This window comes from Streptomyces sp. NPDC037421 (assembly GCF_055602105.1).
Genome location: NZ_JBVJWV010000012.1, coordinates 1 through 22,615 on the forward strand (window position 1 = coordinate 1; position 22,615 = coordinate 22,615).

General features: G+C 74.4%; 19 protein-coding genes. 13 read left to right on the forward strand and 6 right to left on the reverse strand.

Translation table 11 applies throughout. The features are described 5' to 3' along the window. Positions 1-168: 168 nt before the first annotated feature. Both ACZ7IF_RS19045 and ACZ7IF_RS19050 read right to left on the reverse strand, forming a co-directional pair. Positions 169-966 (reverse strand): alpha/beta fold hydrolase, encoded by a 798-nt coding sequence (locus tag ACZ7IF_RS19045; RefSeq protein ID WP_470972534.1) that lies wholly within the window; start codon positions 964-966, stop codon positions 169-171. Between the two features lie 145 nt (positions 967-1,111). Further along, on the reverse strand, positions 1,112-2,767 hold the full coding sequence (locus ACZ7IF_RS19050; protein WP_470972535.1) for a CocE/NonD family hydrolase: 1,656 nt from the start codon (positions 2,765-2,767) through the stop codon (positions 1,112-1,114). Positions 2,768-3,142: 375 nt separating this feature from the next. Here ACZ7IF_RS19050 and ACZ7IF_RS19055 point away from each other — a divergent pair, with 375 nt between their 5' ends. The 7 genes from ACZ7IF_RS19055 to ACZ7IF_RS19085 all read left to right on the forward strand — a co-directional run bounded on the left by ACZ7IF_RS19055 (position 3,143) and on the right by ACZ7IF_RS19085 (position 12,094). Further along, entirely contained in the window at positions 3,143-3,997 is an 855-nt protein-coding gene (locus ACZ7IF_RS19055) for a TIGR03084 family metal-binding protein (RefSeq protein WP_470972537.1), read from the forward strand. Between the two features lie 68 nt (positions 3,998-4,065). Continuing rightward, complete coding sequence (locus ACZ7IF_RS19060) at positions 4,066-5,730, forward strand: acyclic terpene utilization AtuA family protein (RefSeq protein WP_470972926.1); 1,665 nt, start codon at positions 4,066-4,068, stop codon at positions 5,728-5,730. Beyond that, a complete protein-coding gene (locus ACZ7IF_RS19065; RefSeq protein WP_470972539.1) occupies positions 5,727-7,325 on the forward strand; it encodes an acyl-CoA carboxylase subunit beta in 1,599 nt (532 codons plus the stop codon). Before ACZ7IF_RS19060 ends, ACZ7IF_RS19065 begins: the two co-directional genes overlap by 4 nt. Before the next feature lie 8 nt (positions 7,326-7,333). Continuing rightward, the gene (locus tag ACZ7IF_RS19070; protein ID WP_470972541.1) at positions 7,334-9,238 is read left to right on the forward strand and encodes an acetyl/propionyl/methylcrotonyl-CoA carboxylase subunit alpha; all 1,905 of its coding nucleotides are present in this window, start codon (positions 7,334-7,336) and stop codon (positions 9,236-9,238) included. Then, positions 9,235-10,386, forward strand: coding sequence for an acyl-CoA dehydrogenase family protein (locus tag ACZ7IF_RS19075; protein WP_470972544.1), 1,152 nt, complete (start codon positions 9,235-9,237; stop codon positions 10,384-10,386). The genes ACZ7IF_RS19070 and ACZ7IF_RS19075 overlap by 4 nt, the downstream gene beginning before the upstream one ends. A 371-nt stretch (positions 10,387-10,757) precedes the next feature. Next, positions 10,758-11,507 (forward strand): enoyl-CoA hydratase family protein, encoded by a 750-nt coding sequence (locus tag ACZ7IF_RS19080; RefSeq protein ID WP_470972547.1) that lies wholly within the window; start codon positions 10,758-10,760, stop codon positions 11,505-11,507. Continuing rightward, positions 11,495-12,094: a TetR/AcrR family transcriptional regulator gene (locus ACZ7IF_RS19085; RefSeq protein ID WP_470972550.1), complete on the forward strand. Its 600-nt coding sequence runs from the start codon at positions 11,495-11,497 to the stop codon at positions 12,092-12,094. The genes ACZ7IF_RS19080 and ACZ7IF_RS19085 overlap by 13 nt, the downstream gene beginning before the upstream one ends. 78 nt (positions 12,095-12,172) lie before the next feature. Here ACZ7IF_RS19085 and ACZ7IF_RS19090 read toward each other — a convergent pair whose 3' ends face one another. Continuing rightward, complete coding sequence (locus ACZ7IF_RS19090; RefSeq protein WP_470972552.1) at positions 12,173-13,279, reverse strand: citrate synthase 2; 1,107 nt, start codon at positions 13,277-13,279, stop codon at positions 12,173-12,175. Between the two features lie 238 nt (positions 13,280-13,517). Between ACZ7IF_RS19090 and pdxH the strand changes: the two genes are divergently transcribed. After that, on the forward strand, positions 13,518-14,141 hold the full coding sequence (gene pdxH / locus ACZ7IF_RS19095) for a pyridoxamine 5'-phosphate oxidase (protein WP_470972928.1): 624 nt from the start codon (positions 13,518-13,520) through the stop codon (positions 14,139-14,141). 418 nt (positions 14,142-14,559) lie between these two features. Continuing rightward, on the forward strand, positions 14,560-15,867 hold the full coding sequence (locus ACZ7IF_RS19100; RefSeq protein WP_470972554.1) for a PAS domain-containing protein: 1,308 nt from the start codon (positions 14,560-14,562) through the stop codon (positions 15,865-15,867). Positions 15,868-16,105: 238 nt separating this feature from the next. Here the strand turns inward: ACZ7IF_RS19100 and ACZ7IF_RS19105 are convergent, their stop codons facing one another. Then, positions 16,106-16,861 (reverse strand): SIS domain-containing protein, encoded by a 756-nt coding sequence (locus ACZ7IF_RS19105; RefSeq protein WP_470972556.1) that lies wholly within the window; start codon positions 16,859-16,861, stop codon positions 16,106-16,108. A gap of 228 nt (positions 16,862-17,089) precedes the next feature. On the opposite strand from ACZ7IF_RS19105, the gene ACZ7IF_RS19110 reads away from it, so the two are divergent. Both ACZ7IF_RS19110 and ACZ7IF_RS19115 read left to right on the forward strand, forming a co-directional pair. Further along, positions 17,090-17,782 carry a metal-dependent transcriptional regulator gene (locus ACZ7IF_RS19110; protein ID WP_362474979.1) on the forward strand — a complete coding sequence of 231 codons (693 nt, stop codon included), beginning with the start codon at positions 17,090-17,092 and terminating at the stop codon, positions 17,780-17,782. Between the two features lie 317 nt (positions 17,783-18,099). Continuing rightward, positions 18,100-18,966, forward strand: a complete 867-nt coding sequence (locus tag ACZ7IF_RS19115; RefSeq protein ID WP_470972559.1) for an alpha/beta fold hydrolase — start codon at positions 18,100-18,102, stop codon at positions 18,964-18,966. A 17-nt stretch (positions 18,967-18,983) separates the two neighbouring features. Here the strand turns inward: ACZ7IF_RS19115 and ACZ7IF_RS19120 are convergent, their stop codons facing one another. Then, positions 18,984-19,916, reverse strand: coding sequence for an NADP-dependent oxidoreductase (locus tag ACZ7IF_RS19120; RefSeq protein ID WP_470972561.1), 933 nt, complete (start codon positions 19,914-19,916; stop codon positions 18,984-18,986). 114 nt (positions 19,917-20,030) lie between these two features. Between ACZ7IF_RS19120 and ACZ7IF_RS19125 the strand changes: the two genes are divergently transcribed. Further along, the gene (locus ACZ7IF_RS19125) at positions 20,031-21,008 is read left to right on the forward strand and encodes a GlxA family transcriptional regulator (RefSeq protein ID WP_470972563.1); all 978 of its coding nucleotides are present in this window, start codon (positions 20,031-20,033) and stop codon (positions 21,006-21,008) included. A 48-nt stretch (positions 21,009-21,056) separates the two neighbouring features. After that, positions 21,057-21,464 carry a contact-dependent growth inhibition system immunity protein gene (locus ACZ7IF_RS19130; RefSeq protein ID WP_470972565.1) on the forward strand — a complete coding sequence of 136 codons (408 nt, stop codon included), beginning with the start codon at positions 21,057-21,059 and terminating at the stop codon, positions 21,462-21,464. Here the strand turns inward: ACZ7IF_RS19130 and ACZ7IF_RS19135 are convergent. Next, on the reverse strand, positions 21,461-22,513 hold the full coding sequence (locus ACZ7IF_RS19135; RefSeq protein WP_470972568.1) for a hypothetical protein: 1,053 nt from the start codon (positions 22,511-22,513) through the stop codon (positions 21,461-21,463). The genes ACZ7IF_RS19130 and ACZ7IF_RS19135 overlap by 4 nt on opposite strands. Between the last annotated feature and the right edge of the window lie 102 nt (positions 22,514-22,615).

The following is a 22,615-nucleotide window of genomic DNA, read 5'->3' on the forward strand; positions in this document are numbered from 1 at the left end:
TCTTTCGGCTTTCCGGGGCGGGACGGTCGGTCAAGGGTCGCCGAAGGCGATCACGAAGTGACGCGACGAAGGAGCGCCCTTGAGGGACCGGCCCGCCCCGGAAGGACGATGGGACTGACGGGAAACCCCCGAACCCTCCCTGACACCGCCCGGCGGAACCCCGCCCCCTCACACCCCCTCAAGGAACCGCGCCACCGCCGCCGCGAAGGCCTCCGGCTCGGCGGTGTACACGAAGTGGTCGGTGTCGAGTTCCGTCACGGCGGTGCCGGGGCGGCGTTCCGTCATGGCCCGGGCCTGGTCGGCCGGGATGACCCCCTTGGTGCCGCGTACCAGCAGGGCCGGGCAGGTGGAGGCCGTCCAGTCGGCCCAGTGGTCGCCGTGGACGTGGTGCTCGGAGTCGTACATCTCCCGGGGGCGGAAGGGCAGTCGCCAGCTGCCGTCGGTGTTCTCCCGGAGCCGGTCGGAGAAGTACGGCGCGGCCGGCCCGAGGCCCGCGATCAGCGCCTCGCGGGTCGGGGCCTCGTAGGGCAGCTCCAGCAGGAAGCCCAGCGGGTTCGAGCCGTCCAGCCCGAGCGCCGCCGGGCCCTCGGCGTTGACGAGGGCGCTCACGCGCTCGGGGTGGCGCGCGGCGAACTGGTAGGCGTTGACGGCTCCGAGGGAGTGACCGAGCAGGACGACGTGCTCCAGCCCCAGGTGGTCCAGCAGGGCGCCGACGTCGCAGAGGTAGCCCTCCCGCGTGTAGTCGGCGGCGCTGTCGGACTCGCCCTGGCCGCGCTGGTCCGGGGCGATCACCCGCCACTCGGGGCCGAGGGCGCGGGCGAGGCCGGCGAACGTGGCGCCCTCGGACAGGTGCCCGTGCAGCGCGACCAGCGGGCGGCCGGTGCCGCCGAAGTCGAGGTACGACAACCGGCGGCCGTCGATGGTGAGTTCGGAGCGGGTGGCGGTGGTGGTGTCGTTCGCGGCCATGGTGGTTCGGCCCCCTTCGCGGTTCGTTCTCGCCTTGACGTGAAGAACCATACTCAGGATCCATACGCTTGTTCAATACGCTCGTCTAAAACAGTCGTACGGGAGCGTACGGGAGCGTGCGGAATCGTGCGGTATCCCGGACCCCTCACCCCACCGGCACCTCCAGGTACGACGGCGTCGGCTCCGGCGAGGTGAACGCCAGCGTCGCGCGCGGCAGGTTGGCGTCCCCGTAGAAGGGGTCCCGGGCGGTCGCCACCAGCAGGAGCCGGTGCCCGCGCGGGACGTCGTACGCCGTGGCCTGGAGGTCGATGTCCGCGCTGATCAGGCTGTCCGGCGGGGATTGCAGGTCGCTGAACGGGGCGTGTGTGATCAGCCGGGCCGAGCCGTCGGGGGCCTGGTCCAGGAGGTACGCGACGAAGGTGGAGCCGGAGTTGGCGGCGCGGTACGTCACGCGCAGGCGCGGGACGCCCCGTACGCGGAGGGTCTCTTCGGCGGGGTCCCCGGACCAGGCGGCCGTGACGGACGCGGCCGCGGCGGAAGCGATCTCGCCGCCCGGGTACGGCTTCGGACGGCCCGCCATCTCCGCGTACCCGGACCGCACCACCGCGTCGGCCACGGCGGCCGGGGTGTCCACGCCGCACAGCGTGCCCGCCGTCCAGCCGTGCTCGGGCTCCCCCGCCAGCCCCCCGATCCCGGACGGCGTCCCACTCCCCGTCAGGTACAGCCGGCGGACGATCCCGCCCGGGGCGGGCAGGCCGGCGGAGGGCTCCAGGCTGCGGCTCCACATCACCTCGGAGAGCACTTCGCCCTCTCCCTCCACGCCGTTGGCGGCGCCGCACAGGTGGTGGTCGAGCCAGCGGTGCGCGTCCGTCCACACCGGGCTCGGGAGTCCCAGCAGCCCCGCGCTCTCGGGGCCGCAGTGGTCGCCGACGGACAGGTCGAGCCGCTTGGGGCCGGTGAGTTCGCCGAACAGCCTCAGCGTCTGGTTGGCGGGGAAGACCGTCTCGTGCCAGGCGTGCGAGAGGAAGACCGCCACCCGCCTGCGGTTGAACTCCTTGACGTGGCCGAACGGCGAGCGCTGCTGTGCCCACCGCAGGGCGCCCTCCGCGCCCCGGTCGGCGAGGACGTCCTCCAGGGCCCGCTCCGTCTCCGGGCTCAGCCGGGCCCGTCCGGCCGACGCGAGCAGGCTCTGTACGGCGGCGGCGCGGCGGGTGGAGTTCTCGTACAGGACCTCGCCGAGGTCGCCCCAGGCGCTGAGCGCCGCCACCGCGTCGACCCGGGGGTCGTGCGCGGCGACGAGCAGGCCGATGCCGGCGCCGTACGAGACGCCGAGGAAGCCGGTCCTGGTGACCGGGCCGGCGGCGCGTTCCAGGAGGTGGTCCAGGGCCCGTCTGCCGTCGGCGACGTCCAGTGGCCCGGCGAAGTCGGCCTGGCCGTCGGAGCGGCCGAACCCGCGGACCGTGTAGGCGAGTACGTCGTAGCCGCGCGCCGCGAGCGCGGCGGCCTGGACGGCGTACGCGGTCCAGCCCAGGCCCGTCCACGGCGAGGGCATCACGACCGCCGCCCGCGGCCCGGGGCCGGTGTGCCGCCAGAGCGCGGCGTCGAGCAGGTCCCCGCAGGCGCCGGTCACCTTGCCCCGGCTGAAGGCGGCCGCGGCCCGCGCGGCCTGCGCTTCCGCGGCGCGCGCGGGCGGCAGGCCGGCGAGGTCGCCGCTCTCCAGGGCGGTGGCGAAGGCGGTGAGGGCGGTGGCGTCGAGCTCGGGGTAGAGGGAGTGGAACGCGGCTGGGGCAGCGGGATTCACGGCGGACCGTCCTCGTCGTCGAGTGGCGTGGAGGGGCGCGTGGAGGGAGGCGGTACGGGAGGCGGTGCGGAGCCCGGTGCGGCGGCTGCGCGGGCGGGGAGCCCCCAGTATCGGCGCGCGACGGGCGCCGCCAGGGCGCCTTCGCGGCGTACGGCCGGAACCACCCCTGATCGTTCCCGGTGCGTCGCGGTGCGTTCCGGCCGCGCCCTCGGCCGGGCCTTGCCGGATGGCCGATCCCGGTCAAGTCGTCGTCGGACGAACGGAATTGGCGGGCGTGGCGGGAATCGAGCGCAGTCCGCAAAAATAATGCAAGCACGCTTGATTGTTTTAGCGGAGGCTGCCAGGCTTCCCCCCACGCCGAGAGGGGAGCACGCCGTGCCCGATCCGTCCGTCGTCGCCACCACCGCCACCACCGCGGCCACCGCCGCCACCACGACCGTCTTCGCCGGCCTCCTCGCCGACCTCCGTGAGGAGGGGCGGGAACTCGACTCGCTCGTGGGGGAGTTGCCCGGACCGGCCTGGGCGCGGCCGACACCCGCGCCCGGGTGGAGCGTCGCCCACCAGATCGCCCACCTGCACTGGACCGACCGGGCGGCGCTGCTCGCGCTCACCGACGCCGAGGGCTTCGCGCGGATGGTGGAGGAGGCGTTGAAGGCCCCCGGGTCGTTCGTCGACGAAGGCGCGGCGGAGGGGGCCGCGCTGGAGCCCGCCGAGCTGCTCGCCCGGTGGCGCGAGGGCCGGGCCGCGCTCGACGCGGCGCTCGCGGCGGCCTCGCCCGACGCCCGGTTCCCCTGGTACGGGCCCCCGATGAAGGCCGCGTCCATGGCGAGCGCCCGGCTCATGGAGACCTGGGCGCACGGCCAGGACGTGGCCGACGCGCTCGGCGTACCGCGCACCCCCACGGCCCGGCTGCGGCACGTCGCGCGGATCGGGGTGCGGGCGCGCGACTACGCGTACGCCGTCCGGGGTCTGCCGGCGCCGGAGGGGGAGTTCCGGGTGGAGCTGACGGCTCCGGACGGGGACGAGGTGTGGGCGTACGGTCCGGCGGACGCCCCGCAACGGATCACCGGGCCGGCGCTGCACTTCTGCCTGCTGGTCACCCAGCGCGCCCACCGCGCCGACCTCGCCCTCACCGCGACCGGTCCCGACGCAGACCGCTGGCTCGACATAGCCCAGGCCTTCGCCGGCCCGGCGGGCCAGGGCCGCGAGCCGCAGGCGAGCGGGCGGTGACGCGCCGGGCGCTGCGCGTCGGCAACGCGTCCGGCTTCTACGGGGACCGGTTCGACGCCGTGCGCGAGATGCTGGCCGGCGGCCCGCTGGACGTGCTGACCGGCGACTACCTCGCCGAGCTCACCATGCTGATCCTCGGCCGGGACCGGCTGAAGAACCCGGACCTCGGCTACGCGAAGACCTTCCTGAAGCAGCTGGAGGAGGGCCTCGGGCTCGCGCACGAGAGGGGCGTGCGGATCGTGACGAACGCCGGCGGGCTGAACCCGGCCGGGCTGGCGGCGGCGGTGCGGGCGCTGGCGGCGAAGGTGGGGGTGCCCGTCTCCGTCGCGCACGTCGAGGGCGACGACCTGATGCCGTACGGGCAGGACGCGCTCACCGCCAACGCCTACCTGGGCGGCGCCGGTATCACCGCCTGCCTGCGGGCGGGCGCGGACGTGGTGGTGACCGGCCGGGTCACGGACGCGGCGCTGGTCAGCGGGCCGGCCGCCTGGTGGTTCGACTGGGGCCCGCAGGAGTACGACCGGCTGGCGGGGGCGGTGGCCGCGGGCCACGTCCTGGAGTGCGGTACGCAGGCCACCGGCGGCAACTACTCCTTCTTCACCGCCCACGACGTCCGGCGGCCCGGCTTCCCGCTCGCGGAGGTCTCCGAGGACGGCTCGGCGGTCGTCACCAAGCATCCGGGCACCGGCGGTGCCGTCACCCCCGGCACGGTCACCGCCCAGCTCCTGTACGAGACCCAGGGCGTGCGGTACCTCGGCCCCGACGTCACCGCCCGCCTGGACACGGTCCGCCTGACCCCGGACGGCGATGACCGGGTCCGGATCAGCGGGGTCCGGGGGGAGCCCCCGCCCACCACCCTGAAGGTCGGCGTCAGCCGCGTCGGCGGCTGGCGCAACGAGGTGGTGTTCGTCCTGACGGGCCTCGACATCGAGGCGAAGGCCGCCCTGGTGCGGGCACAACTGGCGGGGGCGCTGCGCGAGGTGGAGTCCGTCCGCTGGACCCTCGCCCGCACGGACCACGCGGACGCGGACACGGAGGAGGAGGCGAGCGCCCTGCTGCGGCTGGTGGTCCGCGATCCGTCCCCGGACCGGGTGGGGCGGGCGCTGACCTCGGCGGCGGTCGAGCTGGCCCTCGCCAGCTATCCCGGCTTCCACGTGACGGCCCCGCCGGGACCGGCCCAGCCCTACGGGGTGTTCGCCTCGACCCTGGTCCCGGCCGGCTCCGTCCCGCACGCGGCGGTCCTGGAGGACGGCACCCGCCTGCCGGTCCCGCCTCCGCCCGCGCCGTCCCCGGCCCCGCCCGCCGTACCGGATCCCGCGGCGCCGCCGCCCGCGGCGCCCGCCCCCGCCCCCACCGTGCGCGCCCCCCTCGGGGCGGTGGCCGGGGCCCGGAGCGGGGACAAGGGCGGCGACGCCAACGTCGGGGTGTGGGTGGAGGGCGAGGAGGCCTGGCGGTGGCTGCACCGCACCCTCACCGTGGCGGCCTTCCAGGACCTGCTGCCCGAGACGCGGGCGCTGGCCGTCACCCGCCACGAGCTGCCGAACCTGCGCGCCCTGAACTTCACCGTCCCCGGCCTCCTCGGCGACGGCGTCGCCTCCGGACACCGCTTCGACCCGCAGGCCAAGGCCCTCGGCGAATGGCTGCGCGCCCGTCACCTCGACATCCCGGCCCACCTCCTCCCGGCCCACCTCCTCCCCGCCGCCCCGCCACCCGCCCCTGAGGGGACCCGATGACCCGCCTCGGAACCACCGTCGACCCGCTCGCCGCCGAGTACGCGAAGGCCCGTACCGCCGCCCTGGAGCGGCTCGCGGAGCTCGACGCCGAGCACGCGAAGGCCCTCGCCGGCGGCGGGGAGAAGTACACCGCCCGGCACCGCGACCGCGGCAAGCTTCTGCCCCGCGAGCGCGTCGAGCTGCTCCTCGACCCGGACACCCCGTTCCTGGAGCTGTCCCCGCTCGCCGCCTGGGGCAGCGACTACCCGGTCGGCGCCTCGATGGTCACCGGCATCGGCACCGTCGAGGGCGTCGAGTGCCTGATCACCGCCAACGACCCCACCGTCCGCGGCGGGGCCAGCAACCCCTGGACGCTGAAGAAGGCGCTGCGGGCCAACGAGATCGCCCTCCAGAACCGGCTCCCGTGCATCAGCCTCGTCGAGTCCGGCGGCGCGGACCTGCCCTCCCAGAAGGAGATCTTCATCCCGGGCGGGGCGATCTTCCGCGACCTGACCCGGCTCTCCGCCGCCGGCATCCCGACCGTCGCCGTCGTCTTCGGCAACTCCACCGCCGGCGGCGCGTACATCCCCGGGATGTCCGACCACACCGTCATGATCAAGGACCGCTCCAAGGTCTTCCTCGGCGGTCCGCCCCTGGTCAAGATGGCCACCGGCGAGGAGAGCGACGACGAGTCCCTCGGCGGCGCCGACATGCACGCCCGCGTCTCCGGGCTGGCCGACCACTACGCCCTCGACGAGTACGACGCCATCCGCCAGGCCCGCCGCATCGTGGCCCGGCTCAACCACCGCAAGCCGTACGCCGACCCGCCCCGGGCCGAGGAGCCGCTGTACGACCCGCAGGAGCTCCTCGGGATCGTCCCGCCGGACCTGAAGACCCCCTTCGACCCGCGCGAGGTCATCGCCCGCATCGTCGACGCCTCCGACTTCGACGAGTTCAAGCCCCTCTACGGCCCCAGCCTGGTCACCGGCTGGGCCACCCTGCACGGCTACCCGGTCGGCATCCTCGCCAACGCGCAGGGCGTGCTGTTCAGCGCCGAGTCGCAGAAGGCCGCCCAGTTCATCCAGCTCGCCAACCAGCGCGACATCCCGCTGCTCTTCCTCCACAACACCACCGGCTACATGGTGGGCAAGGAGTACGAGCAGGGCGGAATCGTCAAACACGGCTCGATGATGATCAACGCGGTGTCCAACTCCCGTGTCCCGCACCTGTCCGTGCTCATCGGCGCGAGCTACGGCGCCGGCCACTACGGCATGTGCGGACGCGCCTACGAGCCCCGGTTCCTCTTCGCCTGGCCCAGCGCCAAGTCCGCCGTCATGGGCCCCCAGCAGCTCGCCGGGGTGCTGTCGATCGTCTCCCGCCAGTCCGCCGCCGCCCGGGGACTGCCGTACGACGAGGAACAGGACGCCGGGATGCGGGCCTTCGTGGAGGCCCAGATCGAGTCCGAGTCCCTGCCCCTCTTCCTCTCCGGGCGGCTGTACGACGACGGCGTCATCGACCCCCGCGACACCCGCACCGTCCTCGGCCTGTGCCTGTCGGCCGTCCACAACGCCCCCGTCGAGGGCGCCCGCGGCGGCTTCGGCGTCTTCCGGATGTGAGCCCCCAGATGACCGCACCGATCACCTCCCTCCTCGTCGCCAACCGGGGCGAGATCGCCGTCCGGATCTTCCGTACGGCCCGCGACCTGGGCCTGTCCACGGTCGCCGTCCACTCCGACCCCGACGCCGACGCCCTGCACGTCCGCCACGCCGACGCGGCCGTCCGCCTGCCCGGGGCCGCCCCCGCCGACACCTACCTGCGCGGCGACCTGCTGATCGCGGCGGCCCGCGCGGCGGGTGCGGACGCCGTGCACCCCGGGTACGGCTTCCTCTCCGAGAACGCGGACTTCGCCCGGCAGGTCCTGGCCGCCGGCCTGGTCTGGATCGGTCCGCCGCCCGAGGCCATCGAGGCCATGGCCTCCAAGACCCGGGCCAAGGACCTCGTGCGCGCCGCCGGCGTCCCGCTCCTGGACCCCGTCGACCCGGCCGCCGCCACGGCCGCCGACCTGCCGCTCCTGCTCAAGGCCGCGGCGGGCGGCGGCGGCCGCGGGATGCGCGTCGTCAGGGACCTCGACTCCCTCAAGGAGTCCCTGGAGGCGGCCCGCGCCGAGGCCCTTTCGGCCTTCGGGGACGACGAGGTCTTCGCCGAGCCGTACGTGGAGCGCGGCCGGCACGTCGAGGTGCAGGTCCTCGCCGACGCCCACGGCACGGTCTGGGCGCTCGGCACCCGCGACTGCTCCCTCCAGCGACGCCATCAGAAGGTCATCGAGGAGGCCCCGGCCCCCGGCCTGCCGGAATCCCTGCGCGAGAGCCTCCACACCGCCGCCGTCGCCGCCGCCCGCGCGGTCTCCTACCGGGGCGCGGGCACCGTCGAGTTCCTCGTGGGCGCCGACGGCCGCCCGTACTTCCTGGAGATGAACACCCGCCTCCAGGTGGAACACCCCGTCACCGAAGCGGTCTTCGGCCTCGACCTGGTCGCCCTCCAACTGCGCATCGCCGAGGGCCGGCCCCTGCCCCCCGCCCCGCCCCGGCCCTCCGGCCACGCCGTCGAAGCCCGCCTCTACGCGGAGGACCCGGCCCACGACTGGCGCCCGCAGACCGGGGTGCTGCACACCCTCGACCTCCCCGGCCACGTCCGCGTCGACACCGGCTTCACCGCCGGGGACACGGTCGGCATCCACTACGACCCCATGCTCGCCAAGGTCGTCGCCCACGCCCCGACCCGCGCCGAGGCGGTCCGGATCCTCGCGGACGCCCTGTCCCGGGCCCGGATCCACGGGCTGACCACCAACCGCGTACTCCTCGTGCGCTCCCTGCGCCACCCGGAGTTCGCCGCCGCCCGGTTCGACACCGGCTTCTACGAACGCCACCTCGACACCCTCGCCGAAGACGCCCCGGACCCCGCGCTCGCCTGCCTGGCCGCGGCGCTCGCCGAAGCGGCCCCGGCCTCCGGCGCCTCCCTCGCCGCCCGCCTCGGCGGCTGGCGCAACCTCCGCTCCCAGCCCCGGAGCCGCCGCTACACCGTGGCCGGCGCCGAGTACGAGGCCCGCTACGCCCCGGTGGAGGACCCGGACGTCCGTGTCCTGTCCGCCACTCCCGAGGCCGTCACCCTCGAAGTCGGGGGCGTCCGGCGGATGTTCCACGTGAAACGCAAATCGAACACGGTCTATGTGGACTCCGTGCTCGGCTCCCACGCCCTCGTGCCCGTACCCCGGTTCCCCGATCCCCAGGACCGCACCGAACCGGGTTCCCTGCTCGCCCCGATGCCCGGCACCGTCGTCCGCATCGCCGAGGGCCTCGCCCCCGGCAGCGCCGTCACCGCCGGGCAGCCCCTGCTGTGGCTGGAGGCCATGAAGATGGAGCACCGCATCCTCGCCCCCGCCTCCGGCACGCTCACCGCGCTCCACGCCGTCACCGGCCACCAGGTCGAGTTCGGCGCCCTGCTCGCCGTAGTCCAGGAGGACCAGCCGTGATCGAGACCGAAGAGCACCAGGCCCTGCGAGCCGCCGTAGCCGCCCTCGGGCAGCGCTACGGCCGCGACTACCTCGCCCGCGTCGCCCGCGAGGGCCGCCACCCCGACGAGCTGTGGGCGGACGCCGCCAAGCTCGGCTACCTCGGCGTCAACCTCCCCGAGGAGTACGGCGGCGGGGGCGGCGGCATCGCCGAACTCTCCATCGTCCTCGAAGAGCTGGGCGCGGCGGGCTGTCCGCTCCTCATGATGGTGGTCTCGCCGGCCATCTGCGGCACGGTCATCGCCCGCTTCGGCACGGACGCCCAGAAGCGCGCCTGGCTCCCCGGCCTCGCCGACGGCACCCGCACCATGGCCTTCGGGATCACCGAACCCGACGCCGGCTCCAACTCCCACCGCATCACCACCACCGCCCGGCGCGACGGCGACGACTGGATCCTCACCGGCCGCAAGGTCTTCATCTCCGGCGTGGACATCGCCGACGCCACCCTCATCGTCGGCCGCACGGAAGACGCCCGAACGGGCCGCCTCAAGCCCTGCCTGTTCATCGTCCCGAGGGACGCCCCCGGCTTCGGCCGCTCGGTCATCGACATGGAACTCCAGGCGGCGGAAAAGCAGTTCGAGCTCGTCCTCGACGAGGTCCGCCTCCCCGCCGACGCACTGATCGGCGACGAGGACGCGGGCCTCCTCCAGCTCTTCGCCGGCCTCAACCCAGAGCGCGTCATGACGGCGGCCTTCGCCATCGGCATGGGCCGGTACGCCCTGGGCAGGGCGGTGGAGTACGCGAAGACCCGCCAGGTCTGGAAGGAACCGATCGGCGCCCACCAGGCCATCGCCCACCCCCTGGCGGCGGCGCACATCGAGCTGGAACTCGCCGGCCTGATGATGCGGAAGGCGGCCGCGCTGTACGACGCCGGGGACGACGCGGGGGCCGGTGAGGCGGCGAACATGGCGAAGTACGCGGCGGGGGAGGCGTGCGTGCGGGCGGTGGACCAGGCGGTGCACACCCTGGGCGGCAACGGGCTCACCCGCGAGTACGGGCTCGCGTCGCTGATCACCGCGGCCCGGGTGTCCCGTATCGCCCCGGTCAGCCGGGAGATGATCCTCAACTTCGTCTCCCACCAGACCCTGGGCCTCCCCAAGTCGTACTGACACCGCCGTCCGCCGCTGCCCGGCCCCGCGCCTCAAGCTCCCGGCTACCCCAGGCGGGGCTGGAGGGTACCGGCCGGGGGCGGGGACGGGGTGGGGTGTCGTCCGGGACCAAAACGAGATGAATTCGGCGCGCGGTACCCCGTACGAATGCAATCCGGATCAGGCGCCGAACATCGAAGCCCGTCCCGGACGGCACCCCACCCCGGCACCGGCCCCGGCCCCGCAGCCACCCGCCCGCCACCCCGCCCGGCCAGGGCAGCCGCCCCCACCCGCTACCGCCCGGCCAGGGCAAGGGCCCGGCCAGGGCAACGGCGTACCCTGCCCCCGAGGGGGGCCGGCCGGGTCCACCCGCTGACCCCTCCGGAGGAGACATGGCCCCACTCGTGCACGCCGCCCGGGCGGCGACCGGCATCACCACCCTCACCCTCGACTCCCCGGCCAACCGCAACGCGCTCTCCGCCCGGCTCGTCGCCGAGCTGCGCGGGGCCCTCGCCGACGCGGCCGCCGACCCCGACACCCGCGCGGTGCTGCTCACCCACACCGGCAACACCTTCTGCGCGGGCGCCGACCTGAAGTCCCCCTGCGACCCGGCCGACTTCCTCGCCCTGCTCCGCGAGATCACCGCACTGCCCAAGCCGGTCGTCGCCCGCGTCACCGGCCACGTCCGCGCCGGCGGCCTCGGCCTGCTCGGCGCCTGCGACATCGCCGCCGCCGGGCCGCAGTCCTCGTACGCCTTCACCGAGACCCACCTCGGCCTCGCCCCCGCCGTGATCTCCATGACCGTGCTGCCGCGCCTCGACCCCCGCGCCGCCTCCCGCTACCTCCTGACCGCCGAGGCCTTCGACGCCGCCGAGGCCGCCCGCATAGGGCTCCTCACCCTCCACACCGACACCCACACCGACGTGGACACGGCCCTGGCCCCCGTCCTGGACGGACTCCGCAAGGCGTCCCCGCAGGCCCTCGCGGAGACGAAGGCCATGGTCGCCGCGGGCGTACGGGAGGCCCTGGACCGCGACGGCGCCCGCCTGACGGAACTCTCCGCACGGCTCTTCGCCTCCGCCGAGGCCCGCGAGGGCATCACCGCCCGCTTCGAGCGCCGGGACCCGTCATGGGTACGGTGACCGGCGCCGTCCCCAAGCAGGCCCGCAGCCGCGTCACCCGGCGCCACCTGCTGGAGGCGGCCGTGTCCTGCCTCGCCGAACACGGCTGGGCGGGCTCCACCGTCGCCGTCGTCGCCGAACGCGCCGGCGTCTCGCGCGGTGCGGCCCAGCACCACTTCCCGACCCGCGAGTCCCTCTTCACCGCCGCGGTCGAGTACGTCTCCGAGGAACGGTCCACCGCCCTGCGGGAGCTCTTCCAGACCACCCCCGCCCCGCGCCCGCGCCCCGCGGTCGTCGAGGCCCTGGTCGACCTGTACACCGGCGCCCTCTTCCGCGCCGCGCTCCAGCTGTGGGTGGCGGCCTCCAACGAGGAGCAGCTGCGCCCCCAGGTCATCGAACTGGAGGCCCGGGTCGGCCGCGAGACCCACCGGATCGCCGTCGAGCTGCTGGGCGCGGACGAGTCGCTGCCCGGCGTACGGGAGACCGTGCAGGGCCTGCTCGACATGGCCCGCGGGCTGGGCCTGGCCAATGTCCTGACCGACGACACGGCCCGCCGGGCCCGTGTCGTCGCCCAGTGGTCGAAGCTCATCGACGCGGCCCTCGGCTGACCGGAGCCCGTAGACGCGCGAGGGCGCCGCACCCCGTACGGGATGCGGCGCCCTGGGCGGGAACGACGGCCGAAGCCCTCAGGCGGTGGCGGTGATGTCCGCGAAGCCCTCGATGTCGCGGGGGTCCCGCCGGCCCGGGCCCACGTACCGTGCCGACGGCCGCACCAGGCGGCCCGTGCGCTTCTGCTCCAGGATGTGCGCCGACCAGCCGGCCGTGCGGGCGCAGCTGAACATGGAGGTGAACATGTGCGCCGGGACCTCCGCGAAGTCCAGCATGATCGCGGCCCAGAACTCCACGTTGGTGGCGAGGACCCGGTCGGGGCGGCGTGCGTGCAGCTCCTCCAGCGCGGCCTTCTCCAGGGCGGCGGCGACCTCGTAGCGCGGGGCGTCCAGCTCCTTGGCGGTGCGCCGCAGGACGCGGGCGCGGGGGTCCTCGGCGCGGTACACGCGGTGGCCGAAGCCCATCAGCCGCTCGCCCTTGTCGAGGGCCTTCTTCACGTACGCCACGGCGTCGCCGGTGCGCTCGATCTCCTCGATCATGCCGAGTACGCGTGACGGAGCGCCGCCGTGCAGCGGCCCGGACATGGCGCCCACGGCACCCGACAGGGCGGCCGCCACGTCGGCGCCGGTCGAGGCGATGACGCGCGCCGTGAAGGTGGAGGCGTTCATGCCGTGCTCGGCGGCGGAGGTCCAGTACGCGTCGACGGCCTTGACGTGCTTGGGGTCGGGCTCGCCCCGCCAGCGGATCATGAACCGCTCGACGACGGACTCGGCCTTGTCGATCTCGCGCTGCGGCACCATCGGCAGGCCCTGGCCGCGGGCGGACTGGGCGACGTACGACAGCGCCATGACGGCGGCCCGGGCGAGGTCGTCGCGGGCGGTCTGCTCGTCGATGTCGAGCAGCGGCTTCAGACCCCACACGGGGGCGAGCATGGCGAGCGCGGACTGCACGTCGACGCGGATGTCCCCGGAGTGCACCGGGATGGGGAAGGGTTCGGCGGCGGGCAGGCCGGGGTTGAACGCACCGTCGACCAGCAGGCCCCAGACGTTCCCGAAGGAGACGTGGCCGACCAGGTCTTCGATGTCCACCCCCCGGTAGCGGAGCGATCCGCCTTCCTTGTCAGGCTCGGCGATCTCCGTCTCGAACGCGACGACCCCTTCGAGTCCGGGTACGAAATCGGACATCAGGCGGCTCCTCAGGTAGTGCGAACACGCGCGGTTCCCGGCGTGATTCGCGGTCCGGCGCGGTCATCCCCGTTGATGCCCGGCACGGCCGAAGGTCATCCGTGCGGGGACCCTCGGACCGGCCCCAAGATTTTGTCCGTTCCGGTGGGCCTGTGGAAGCGTGACATACGGCACACCGGTGCCCGGCGTACTGCGGCAGGATGGCCGTGTGACCGATCAGGACATTGACCCCGCCGTCATGCGCAAGCAGTACCGCTCCGAGATCGTCGAGGAGGCGGGCCTCGCCGACGACCCCATGGCGCAGTTCGCGCTGTGGTTCCAGCAGGCGGCCGACTCGCACCTCTTCGAGCCCAACGCGATGGTCGTCTCGACCGCCACGGCCGGTGGCCGGCCCAGCTCGCGCACGGTGCTGCTGAAGCAGTTCGACTCGCGGGGCTTCGTCTTCTTCACCAACTACGGCTCCCGCAAGGTGCGGGAGATCGACGAGAACCCGTACGTCTCGCTGCTCTTCCCCTGGCACCCGATCGCCCGGCAGGTCATCGTGACGGGCAGGGCCGAGCGGATCGGCCGGGAGGAGACGGCCGCGTACTTCCGCTCGCGTCCGCACGGCTCGCAGCTGGGTGCGTGGGCGAGCGCGCAGTCCACGGTGATCGGTTCGCGCGCGGAGCTGGACCGCCGTTACGCGGAGCTGGAGGAGCGGTATCCGGAGGGGGAGCAGGTGCCGGTGCCGCCGGAGTGGGGCGGGCTGCGGGTGCTGCCCGACGCGCTGGAGTTCTGGCAGGGGCACGAGAACCGGCTGCACGACCGGCTGCGGTACGTCCTGGACGGGGACGAGTGGCGCGTCGAGCGCCTCTGCCCGTAGCGCCGGGGCCGGCGGCCCGTCGCCGTCGGCAGAGCTCGAACGCAGGCGACCCGCGATCTCGGGTTCCTCTCCTGCAGTGAGAGGAGCCGGCCGGACGTGCCGGCGAGACCGCGGGTCGGGTGACTGCTGGGGATTGGCGCCGGGCGGTTTCCGCCGGGCACCGCACTGGGTGCGTTGCTGACGACGGGCCCTTAGCCCGCAGTCACCTCACGCGTCCGGTTTCCGTACATTTCGGGAACCACCTCCCTTCTCGTGTACGGCAGAGCCTAGATCGGCGCCCCGGAGCCCTCAAGCGATTTAAGGCGCGGATTTCGGGCGGACATTCCGGGAGGATTCCGGGAAGCGGGTGTGGCCTGGGTCACGTTCCAGTTCAATGATCTGACGTGCCGCACACGCGAACACCTGCGGGGGGTGCCAGGTGAGTGCTTCCGGGCGTAGTGAGACCGCCGACGACCTGCTCGCAGCGCTGCTCGACGGGATGGACGCCGCGCTGTGCGCGTTCGACTCCGACGGCGTGATCACCCACTGGAACCGCGAGGCCGAGCGGATCCTCGGCTGGAGCGCCGCCGAGGCGGTGGGGCGGCGCGGGTTCGCGGGCTGGGCCGTGCGCGCCGCCGACGCGGACGACGTGCAGGACCGGCTGATGTCCGCGCAGGACGCGCCGGGCCGGCAGGTGCACGAGTTCGCCCTGCTGACCAAGGACGGCGGGCGGATCCTCGTACGGACCCAGTCCGCCGGGGTGCCCGGCGCCGCCGGGAAGCCGGCCGGGGTCTACTGCGCCTTCAGCGAGGTGCACGCCCAGATCGACCTGGAACGGTCCATCGCCCTCAGCGAGGCGCTGATGGACGACGCCTCCTGGGGGGTCGTCCTCGTCGACGTGGACCTGCGCCCGGCCGTGGTCAACGCGCACGCCGCCCGCGCCTTCGGGGCCGGGCGCAGCGCGCTGCTCGGGCGGCCGCTCGGGGACCTGCTGGAGCAGGGCGTCGAGGAGCTGGAGGGCGCGCTCCAGCACGTACTGGCCGAGGGGGCGCCGCCGTCGCCGCTGGAGCTGTGGGTGTCGGTGCGGACCCCGGAGGGGGTGCGGCGGCGCTGCTGGCGGTGCGGGTTCCTGCGGCTGGGGTCGCCGCTCGCGGAGGAGCCGGTGCCGCTGGGGGTGGGCTGGCTGTTCCAGGACGTCACCGAGGCCCGGCAGGCCGAGCTGGACACCGGGCAGCTGCGGTTCCGGGCCAACCAGCTGTACCGGGCGGGGCGTGCCGCCGCCGAGTGCGAGGACCCGGCGGAGGCGGCCGCCGTCCGGCTGGACTTCGCGCTGGCCGGCTTCGCGGAGCACGCGCTGCTCGACGTACTGGAACCCGGGGCGGGCCGGCGCCTGGTCCGCTCGGCGGTGTCCCCGTCGGGGCTGGCCCTGCTGCTCCCCGGGCCGGGCGCGATCCCGGTCCGGTACGAGGCCGCGCACCCGGCGCTCCAGGCCCTGGACCGGATCGGCCCGGTCCGGGCCAGCGCCCCGGCCGGCGAGGCGGCCGACGCCTGGGCCCGGGCCCGCCAGTGGCCCCCGGGCGCCACGCACGCCCTGTGCGCGGTCCTCCGCAGCCGCGGCCGCACCCTGGGCGCGCTGACCTTCCTGCGCGGCCCCTCCCGCCCCGCGTTCGAACGCGCGGACGCCCTGTACGCGGAGGAGGTGGCGGCCCGCGTGGCAGCGGACCTGGACCTGGCGACCCGGACCTGACCCCGGGCGCTCCAGCCCCGCCGGCGTTCGAGGCGCGGGGTCAGGGGCGGAGCCCCTGCAAACGGAGAAAGGGCGGGGCGGGGAGCAGCTCCGCGCAGCGGCACACCCCGCGCCGAGGCTCCGCTACGGCCCGCGCCCCAGGGCCGACGCCGTCCGCCCGGGTACGGGCCGGGCCCGCGCGCAAGACCGTGCCCGCGGCGCCGCCCCGTACCCGGCCCGGCCAGGGCAGCGGCGCTGCCTAGTGCCGGAAGAAGATCCGGTCCCCGTACTCCTGCATGACCCGCCCGTTCCACTCGTGCCCGCCGTCCACGTTCCCCGACCGCAGCAGCGGCGGCTCCACCCCCCGCGCCACCAGCTCCCCGGCGGCCGCCGCCATCACCGCCTGCATGATCGCGCTGGTCACCACCGTCGACGCGGGGGCGAACGGCGCGTCGATGCCGTCCACCGACAGCTCGGCGTCACCGACCGAGATCTTGCTGTCGAGCACGACGTCGCAGTGGTCCTTCAGGAAGGTGCCCGAGACGTGCCGTGACTTCGTCTCCGTCGCGTACGCCACCGACGTCACGCCGATCACCTTCAGGCCGATCGCGCGCGCGTTCATCGCCATCTCGACCGGCAGGGCATTCCGCCCGGACAGCGAGATGACGACCAGGACGTCCCCCGCCGAGGCGGGGCTGCTGTCCAGGACCGCGCCGGCGAGCCCGCCGACCCGTTCCAGCGCGCTGCCGAGCGTCGCCGGCATGACGTCGACGCCCGCCGTGCCCGGGACGGCGAGGAAGTTCATCAGCGCGAGCCCGCCGGCCCGGTAGACCACGTCCTGCGCGGGCAGCGAGGAGTGCCCGGCGCCGAAGGCGAAGAGCCGGTTCCCGGAGGCGACGGCCTCGGCGATGACGGTCCCGGCCTCGGTGATCCGGGAGCCCTCCTCGTCGCGCACCCGCTCCAGCAGGCCGATGGCGGCGTCGAAGAACTGCCCGGCCAGCTTGCTCTCGCTCATACGCCGTAGGCCCTTCCAGGGTGTGGGGTGCGCGGTGGCTGCGTCGCCGTTGTCCGCCGCTCACCGTGCGGTCTGGACCAAGGGCGTGTCAATACGGCCGTCAATCCGGGCGCGGACACGCTCCGGCCCGATGTCCCGTACATGCCTTGACGCCGGACGCGGGACGGTTGTCGGCCCGATGCGTCAGAATTGGGGACAGGGCCAGCGCACGCAATCCGAGGGGCACGAATGTCCGGACTGATCGACACCACGGAGATGTATCTCCGCACCATCCTGGAGCTGGAAGAGGAAGGTGTGGTCCCCATGCGCGCCCGGATCGCCGAGCGGCTGGACCAGAGCGGCCCGACGGTGAGCCAGACCGTGGCCCGCATGGAGCGTGACGGGCTGGTCGCGGTGGCCAGTGACCGGCACCTGGAGCTGACGGACGAGGGCCGCAAGCTCGCGACGCGCGTGATGCGCAAGCACCGCCTCGCGGAGTGCCTGCTCGTCGACGTCATCGGCCTGGAGTGGGAGCAGGTGCACGCCGAGGCCTGCCGCTGGGAGCACGTGATGAGCGAGGCGGTGGAGCGGCGCGTGCTGGAGCTGCTGCGCCACCCGACCGAGTCCCCGTACGGGAACCCGATCCCGGGCCTGGAGGAGCTGGGCGAGAAGGCCGAGGCGGACCCGTTCCTGGAGGACGGCATGCTCAGCCTGTCGGACCTGGACCCGGGCACCGAGGGCAAGACGGTGGTCGTCCGCCGGATCGGGGAGCCGATCCAGACCGACGCCCAGCTGATGTACACGCTGCGCCGGGCGGGCGTGCAGCCCGGCTCCGTCGTGAGCGTGACGGAGTCCCCGGGCGGGGTGCTGGTCGGCAGCGGCGGCGAGGCCGCGGAGCTGGACGCGGACATCGCTTCGCACGTGTTCGTCGCCAAGCGCTGAAGCCGTCAGGCTGACGCCCCGAGGGTGTTGACGGCCGGCGGCCAGGTGCCGCCGGCCGGCCGGAAGCAAGGCGGTCCCGGCGCCTTTCGGCGCCGGGACCGATCCTCCCCTTGCTGACCTGGAGCCCCGAGCTCTCAAGGTCATCCCCTTCGGACCGTCTTCCCCGAGCGGCCCGCCTCCCTGTTGAAAGGATCTCCATCGGCAGCGGCGGCCAATCCTTGAGCAAGGTCACTCGAAAGAGCGGTGTTGTCGGCGAGACGCCCGTTTTCGAATGCGGGTTCGATAGTCTGGCCGGGAGCGAAGGGGGTGCATCTCCGGTGGTACAGCGCATCGATGTCACAGGTGCCGACGGCGTACGCCTGGCCGCCTGGGAGTTCCGGGACCCGCCCGCGGAGCCCCGGAAACCGGCGGTCCTGTTACTCCACGGCCTGATGGGCCGCGCCCTCCACTGGGCCGGCACCGCGCGCTGGCTGGGCGAGCACCGCCGCGTCATCGCCCTCGACCAGCGCGGGCACGGCCACAGCGGCCACCCCGTACCCGGCCCCGACCGGACCGCGCGCCTGGGCCGCGAGGCCTTCGTCGCGGACGCCGAGGCCGTCATCGAGCAGCTCGGTCTGGGCCCCGTGGTCCTCATCGGCCACTCCATGGGCGCCCTCACCGGCTGGCAGCTCGCCGCCCGCCGCCCCGATCTGGTCCAGGCCCTGGTCATCTGCGACATGCGGGCCTCCGCCCTCGGCGAGGCCTCGCAGCAGGAGTGGCAGGAGTGGTTCCGCCGCTGGCCGGTGCCCTTCCCCACGCAGGACGCCGCCCGCCGCTGGTTCGGCGAGGACGACCCCCGGGTGGAGCGCCCCGACCCCGGCCGCGGCGCCTTCTTCGCCGAGGTGATGCACGAGGCGCCGGACGGCTGGCGCCCGCTCTTCTCCCGCAGCCAGATGCTGACCGTCCGCGAGACCTGGGTGCACGACGCGCACTGGGAGGAGCTGGCCCAGGTCCGCTGCCCCACCCTCGTCGTACGCGGCCTGGACGGCGAGCTGGGCCGCGCGGAAGCCCAGGAAATGGTCCGCGTCCTCCCGGCCGGGCAGTACGCCGAGATCCCGGACGCCGGGCACTACGTCCACTACGACCAGCCGGCCGCGCTGCGCGCCGCGCTGGAGCCCTTCCTGGAGGGGGTCGCCGTGTCGTAGGAGGGGTCCTGTCGGCGTCAGCCGTTGACGGTGAGGACGATCTTGCCGCGCGTCCGGCGGCTGTCGCTCAGCTCGTGCGCCTTGCCTGCCAGCTCCAGCGGCAGCACCGTGTCGATCTCGGACCGCAGCCGGCCGGCCTCCACCAGCGCGGCGATCTCCCGCATCCCCGCCTGGTCGGCCTCCACGGCCATGAAGACGGCGCGCAGCCCCAGCGGGCGGGCCGCCTCCGCGAGACGCGCCTCGGCCGGGGAGGCCAGGGACACCACGATCCCGCCGGGGCGCAGGACGCGCAGCGAGCGCGGCCCGTACTCCCCGCCGACGGCGTCGACCACGACGTCGACGGGCTCGACGGCGGTCTCGAAGCCGGCCTGCGTGTAATCGACGAGCTCGTCCGCCCCGAGTCCGCGCAGGAACTCGTGGTTGGCCGCGCGGGCGGTGCCGATCACGTACGCGCCGCGCGCCTTGGCGATCTGCACGGCGAGGTGGCCGACCCCGCCCGCCGCGGCGTGGACCAGCACCCGCTGCCCGGGGCGCACGTCGGCGGTGTCCACCAGCGCCTGCCAGGCGGTGAGCGCGGCCAGCGGCAGCGCGGCGGCCTGTACGTGGCTCAGCGCGGCGGGCTTGCGGACCAGGTGCCGGGCGGGGGAGGTGACGTACTCCGCGTACGTGCCCGCCGGCGCGGGGTGCCGCGGCATGCCGAACACCTCGTCGCCCGGGGCGAGGGTGGTGACCCCGATCCCGACCGCCTCGACGACCCCGGACACGTCCCAGCCGAGCGGGACCGGAGCCCCGGCCAGCCCGCCGGTGGCGCGGTGCCACGAGTCCGTCGGGTTCACCCCGGCCGCGTGGACCCGTACGAGCACCTCGGCCGGCCCGGGCTCCGGCCGCTCCACCTCGACGACCTTGAGCACCTCGGGTCCGCCGAAACCGTCCTGAGCCACTGCGCGCATGCCGTCATCCCCGTTCTCCGCGGGGCCCGTTCGGCCCCGTCCCGAGATCAAGGTTTCCGCACCGCACCCACCCGAACGAGTGGCAAGACTGCCACCATCTGAAAGAATCTTGCCATGCCCGATCCTTCCGCACACCGAGTCGTAGTCCTGGCCCTGGAGGGCGTCTACCCCTTCGAACTGACCATCCCGGTACGCATCTTCGGTACCGCCGAAGGCCCGGACGGCGAACCGCTCTACGAGGTCGTCACCTGCAGCCTGGACGGCGCCCCGGTGACCACGAGCGCCGACTTCACCATCACCGTCGCCCACGGCAGCGAAGCCCTGCGCACCGCCGACACCCTGGTCATCCCCCCGTTCACCTGCGGCGCCGACGGGTCCCGCGAGTGGCTGCCCGCCGAACTGGCCGCCGCCCTCGCCCTCCTCCCGCCCCACGCCCGCATCGTCTCGATCTGCACGGCCTCGTACGTCCTCGCCGCCGCGGGCCTGCTCGACGGCCGGCGCGCCACCACCCACTGGAACGAGGCGAGGAACTTCCAGCAGGCCTTCCCTCAGGTCGAGGTCGACGAGAACGTCCTCTTCGTCGACGACGGACAGGTCCTCACGGCGGCCGGCGTCGCCGCCGGGGTCGACCTGTGCCTGCACCTCCTGCGCCGCGACCACGGCAGCGAGGTCGCCAACCGGGTGGCCCGGCTGTGCGTGGTCCCGCCGTGGCGGGAGGGCGGCCAGGCCCAGTACATCGAGCGCCCCATGCCGGAACCGGAAGCCGCCACCACGGCCGCGACCCGCGCCTGGGCCCTGCGCCACCTGGACGAGCCGTTGTCCCTCGCGCAGTTGGCGGAGCACGCCCGCATGAGCGTCCGCACCTTCTGCCGCCGCTTCGCCGAGGAGGTCGGCATGCCCCCGGGCCAGTGGCTGGCCCAGCGCCGCGTCGACCACGCCCGCCGCCTCCTGGAAACCACCGCCCTCCCGGTGGACCAGATCGCCGCCCACGCGGGCTTCGGCACCTCGGCCTCCCTCCGCCAGCACCTGTCGGCCACCCTGGGCACCTCCCCGACGGCCTACCGCCGCGCCTTCAGGGCGACGACGCCCTGACGGCTCCCCCTGCCCGGCACACCGGCCACCAGGGCTACGGTGCGGCCCATGGACCGACTCCTCCACCTGGACCGCACCCTCGACGAACTCGACCCGCCCCGCTGGGGCCTCCCCGCCGCCGACGCGACGCACCTGGTCCGCAAGGTGCACGGGCTGCGGACCGTCCCCCTGCGGGACCTCCGTCCGGCGGACCTGCGCACCCTCGTCTCGCAGCAGGTCGCCCTGCCGTACGTCCTCCCGCTCGCGGTGCGCCTGCTGCTGGAGGATCCGCTGCTGGACGCGTACTTCTACGAGGGCGACCTGCTGCACGCGGTGGTGCACGCCCCGCCCGCCGCCTGGGCGGTGCTCCCCGACCTGCACGCCGGCCTCCGGGCGGTGGTCGCCGCCCTGCCGCGGACAGCGGTGGCCGACCTCCCCCCGGACACCGCCGAGGCCCTCGCCGCCTTCACGGCCTAGCCGCCCGCGCTCCAGCGGTTGAGGGTGCCGGTCCTGCCGTCGTAGGTGAGCCAGGTGCCGTCGCCGAGAGGACGTACGTAGCCGGTGGCCGGTCCGTCGGGGTAGGCGATCGGCCCGCGTATCTCCAGGGAGTGGGCGTCCAGCAGCCAGTGGCCGGCCTGGGCGGGGTCCGCGGCGCTGTCGACCGTCGAGGCGATGACGGTGTCGGCGTCGACGAAACCGCAGCCGTAGTCCCAGTACAGCGGATCTTCTTCGTCGTCGTCGGCCGGCTCCGGCACGGCCGTGGCGAGTGCGTCGCCGTCCAGGGCGTGCAGGCGCAGGTCCGCGCCGTAGTGCTCGACGGTGAGGAAGCCCCGGTGGCCGGGGTGGACGTCCACCAGAATCCGGTCCAGGGTCTCGTTGAGGTCCCAGGCGGTGAGCCGCTCGCCGTCCCAGCGCGCCCAGTGCAGCAGGATGCCGTCCTGGCCCATGCCGATGGACAGACCCATGTGGACCCCGTCCGGGTGCGAGAGGTGGTTCGAGCCGGAGGCGGCACTGTCCAGCGGCAGGCGGGCCAGCTCCCGCCCGTCGGCGGCGTCCAGCACCACCCAGTACTCCTGGTAGTCGTCCCCCGCGACGTGCGCCCACACGAGCCGCCCGTCGTCCGACACCCGGCACGACCCGTGCTCCAGCCCCGGGCACACCTCCTGCTCGTCCCCGGAGTGCGGATGCCCCAGCTCCGGACCCCAGCAGCCGTGCCGGTACTCCCACAACGTCTCGCCGCCCACCCCGACGGCCCGCACGGCCCGCTGCCCCGAGAACACGGCGAACGCCCCGTCGGGACTCACGGAATGGACCCCGTGCTCCCACCCCGGCCAGGGCACCGGGAAGACGACGGGAGCCCCTTCCCCGGCGAAGAGCCGGTCGAAGTCACGGACCTCTAGCCCGCCCCCACCCCGGAGCAGAGCCCGCCGAGCCCCGCCGCACCGCCCCTCGAAGGCGAAGCCGTTGACCAGCGAGTCCCCACCCGGCAGCCCCACCGAGTCGCGCAGTTGTGCGGTGATCGACATGCCCCGAAGCTAATGCCCGCCACTGACAGCCCGGCCAGTCGCTACGTCCACCCGCTCATGGGTCGGGTGCGGCCGGGGGAGGCTCCTCGAGCATGCGCAGGA

Excerpts from the sequence above, each read along its gene's own strand:
- ACZ7IF_RS19045 (WP_470972534.1), bottom strand. The coding sequence starts at position 966 with ATGGCCGCGAACGACACCACCACCGCCACCCGCTCCGAACTCACCATC.
- ACZ7IF_RS19135 (WP_470972568.1), bottom strand. The coding sequence starts at position 22,513 with ATGTCGATCACCGCACAACTGCGCGACTCGGTGGGGCTGCCGGGTGGG.
- ACZ7IF_RS19085 (WP_470972550.1), top strand. The coding sequence starts at position 11,495 with ATGGGTACGGTGACCGGCGCCGTCCCCAAGCAGGCCCGCAGCCGCGTC.
- ACZ7IF_RS19125 (WP_470972563.1), top strand. The coding sequence starts at position 20,031 with ATGCCCGATCCTTCCGCACACCGAGTCGTAGTCCTGGCCCTGGAGGGC.
- ACZ7IF_RS19120 (WP_470972561.1), bottom strand. The coding sequence starts at position 19,916 with ATGCGCGCAGTGGCTCAGGACGGTTTCGGCGGACCCGAGGTGCTCAAG.
- ACZ7IF_RS19105 (WP_470972556.1), bottom strand. The coding sequence starts at position 16,861 with ATGAGCGAGAGCAAGCTGGCCGGGCAGTTCTTCGACGCCGCCATCGGC.
- ACZ7IF_RS19070 (WP_470972541.1), top strand. The coding sequence starts at position 7,334 with ATGACCGCACCGATCACCTCCCTCCTCGTCGCCAACCGGGGCGAGATC.
- pdxH (WP_470972928.1), top strand. The coding sequence starts at position 13,518 with ATGCGCAAGCAGTACCGCTCCGAGATCGTCGAGGAGGCGGGCCTCGCC.
- ACZ7IF_RS19110 (WP_362474979.1), top strand. The coding sequence starts at position 17,090 with ATGTCCGGACTGATCGACACCACGGAGATGTATCTCCGCACCATCCTG.
- ACZ7IF_RS19130 (WP_470972565.1), top strand. The coding sequence starts at position 21,057 with ATGGACCGACTCCTCCACCTGGACCGCACCCTCGACGAACTCGACCCG.
- ACZ7IF_RS19065 (WP_470972539.1), top strand. The coding sequence starts at position 5,727 with ATGACCCGCCTCGGAACCACCGTCGACCCGCTCGCCGCCGAGTACGCG.
- ACZ7IF_RS19080 (WP_470972547.1), top strand. The coding sequence starts at position 10,758 with ATGGCCCCACTCGTGCACGCCGCCCGGGCGGCGACCGGCATCACCACC.
- ACZ7IF_RS19060 (WP_470972926.1), top strand. The coding sequence starts at position 4,066 with ATGCTGGCCGGCGGCCCGCTGGACGTGCTGACCGGCGACTACCTCGCC.
- ACZ7IF_RS19090 (WP_470972552.1), bottom strand. The coding sequence starts at position 13,279 with ATGTCCGATTTCGTACCCGGACTCGAAGGGGTCGTCGCGTTCGAGACG.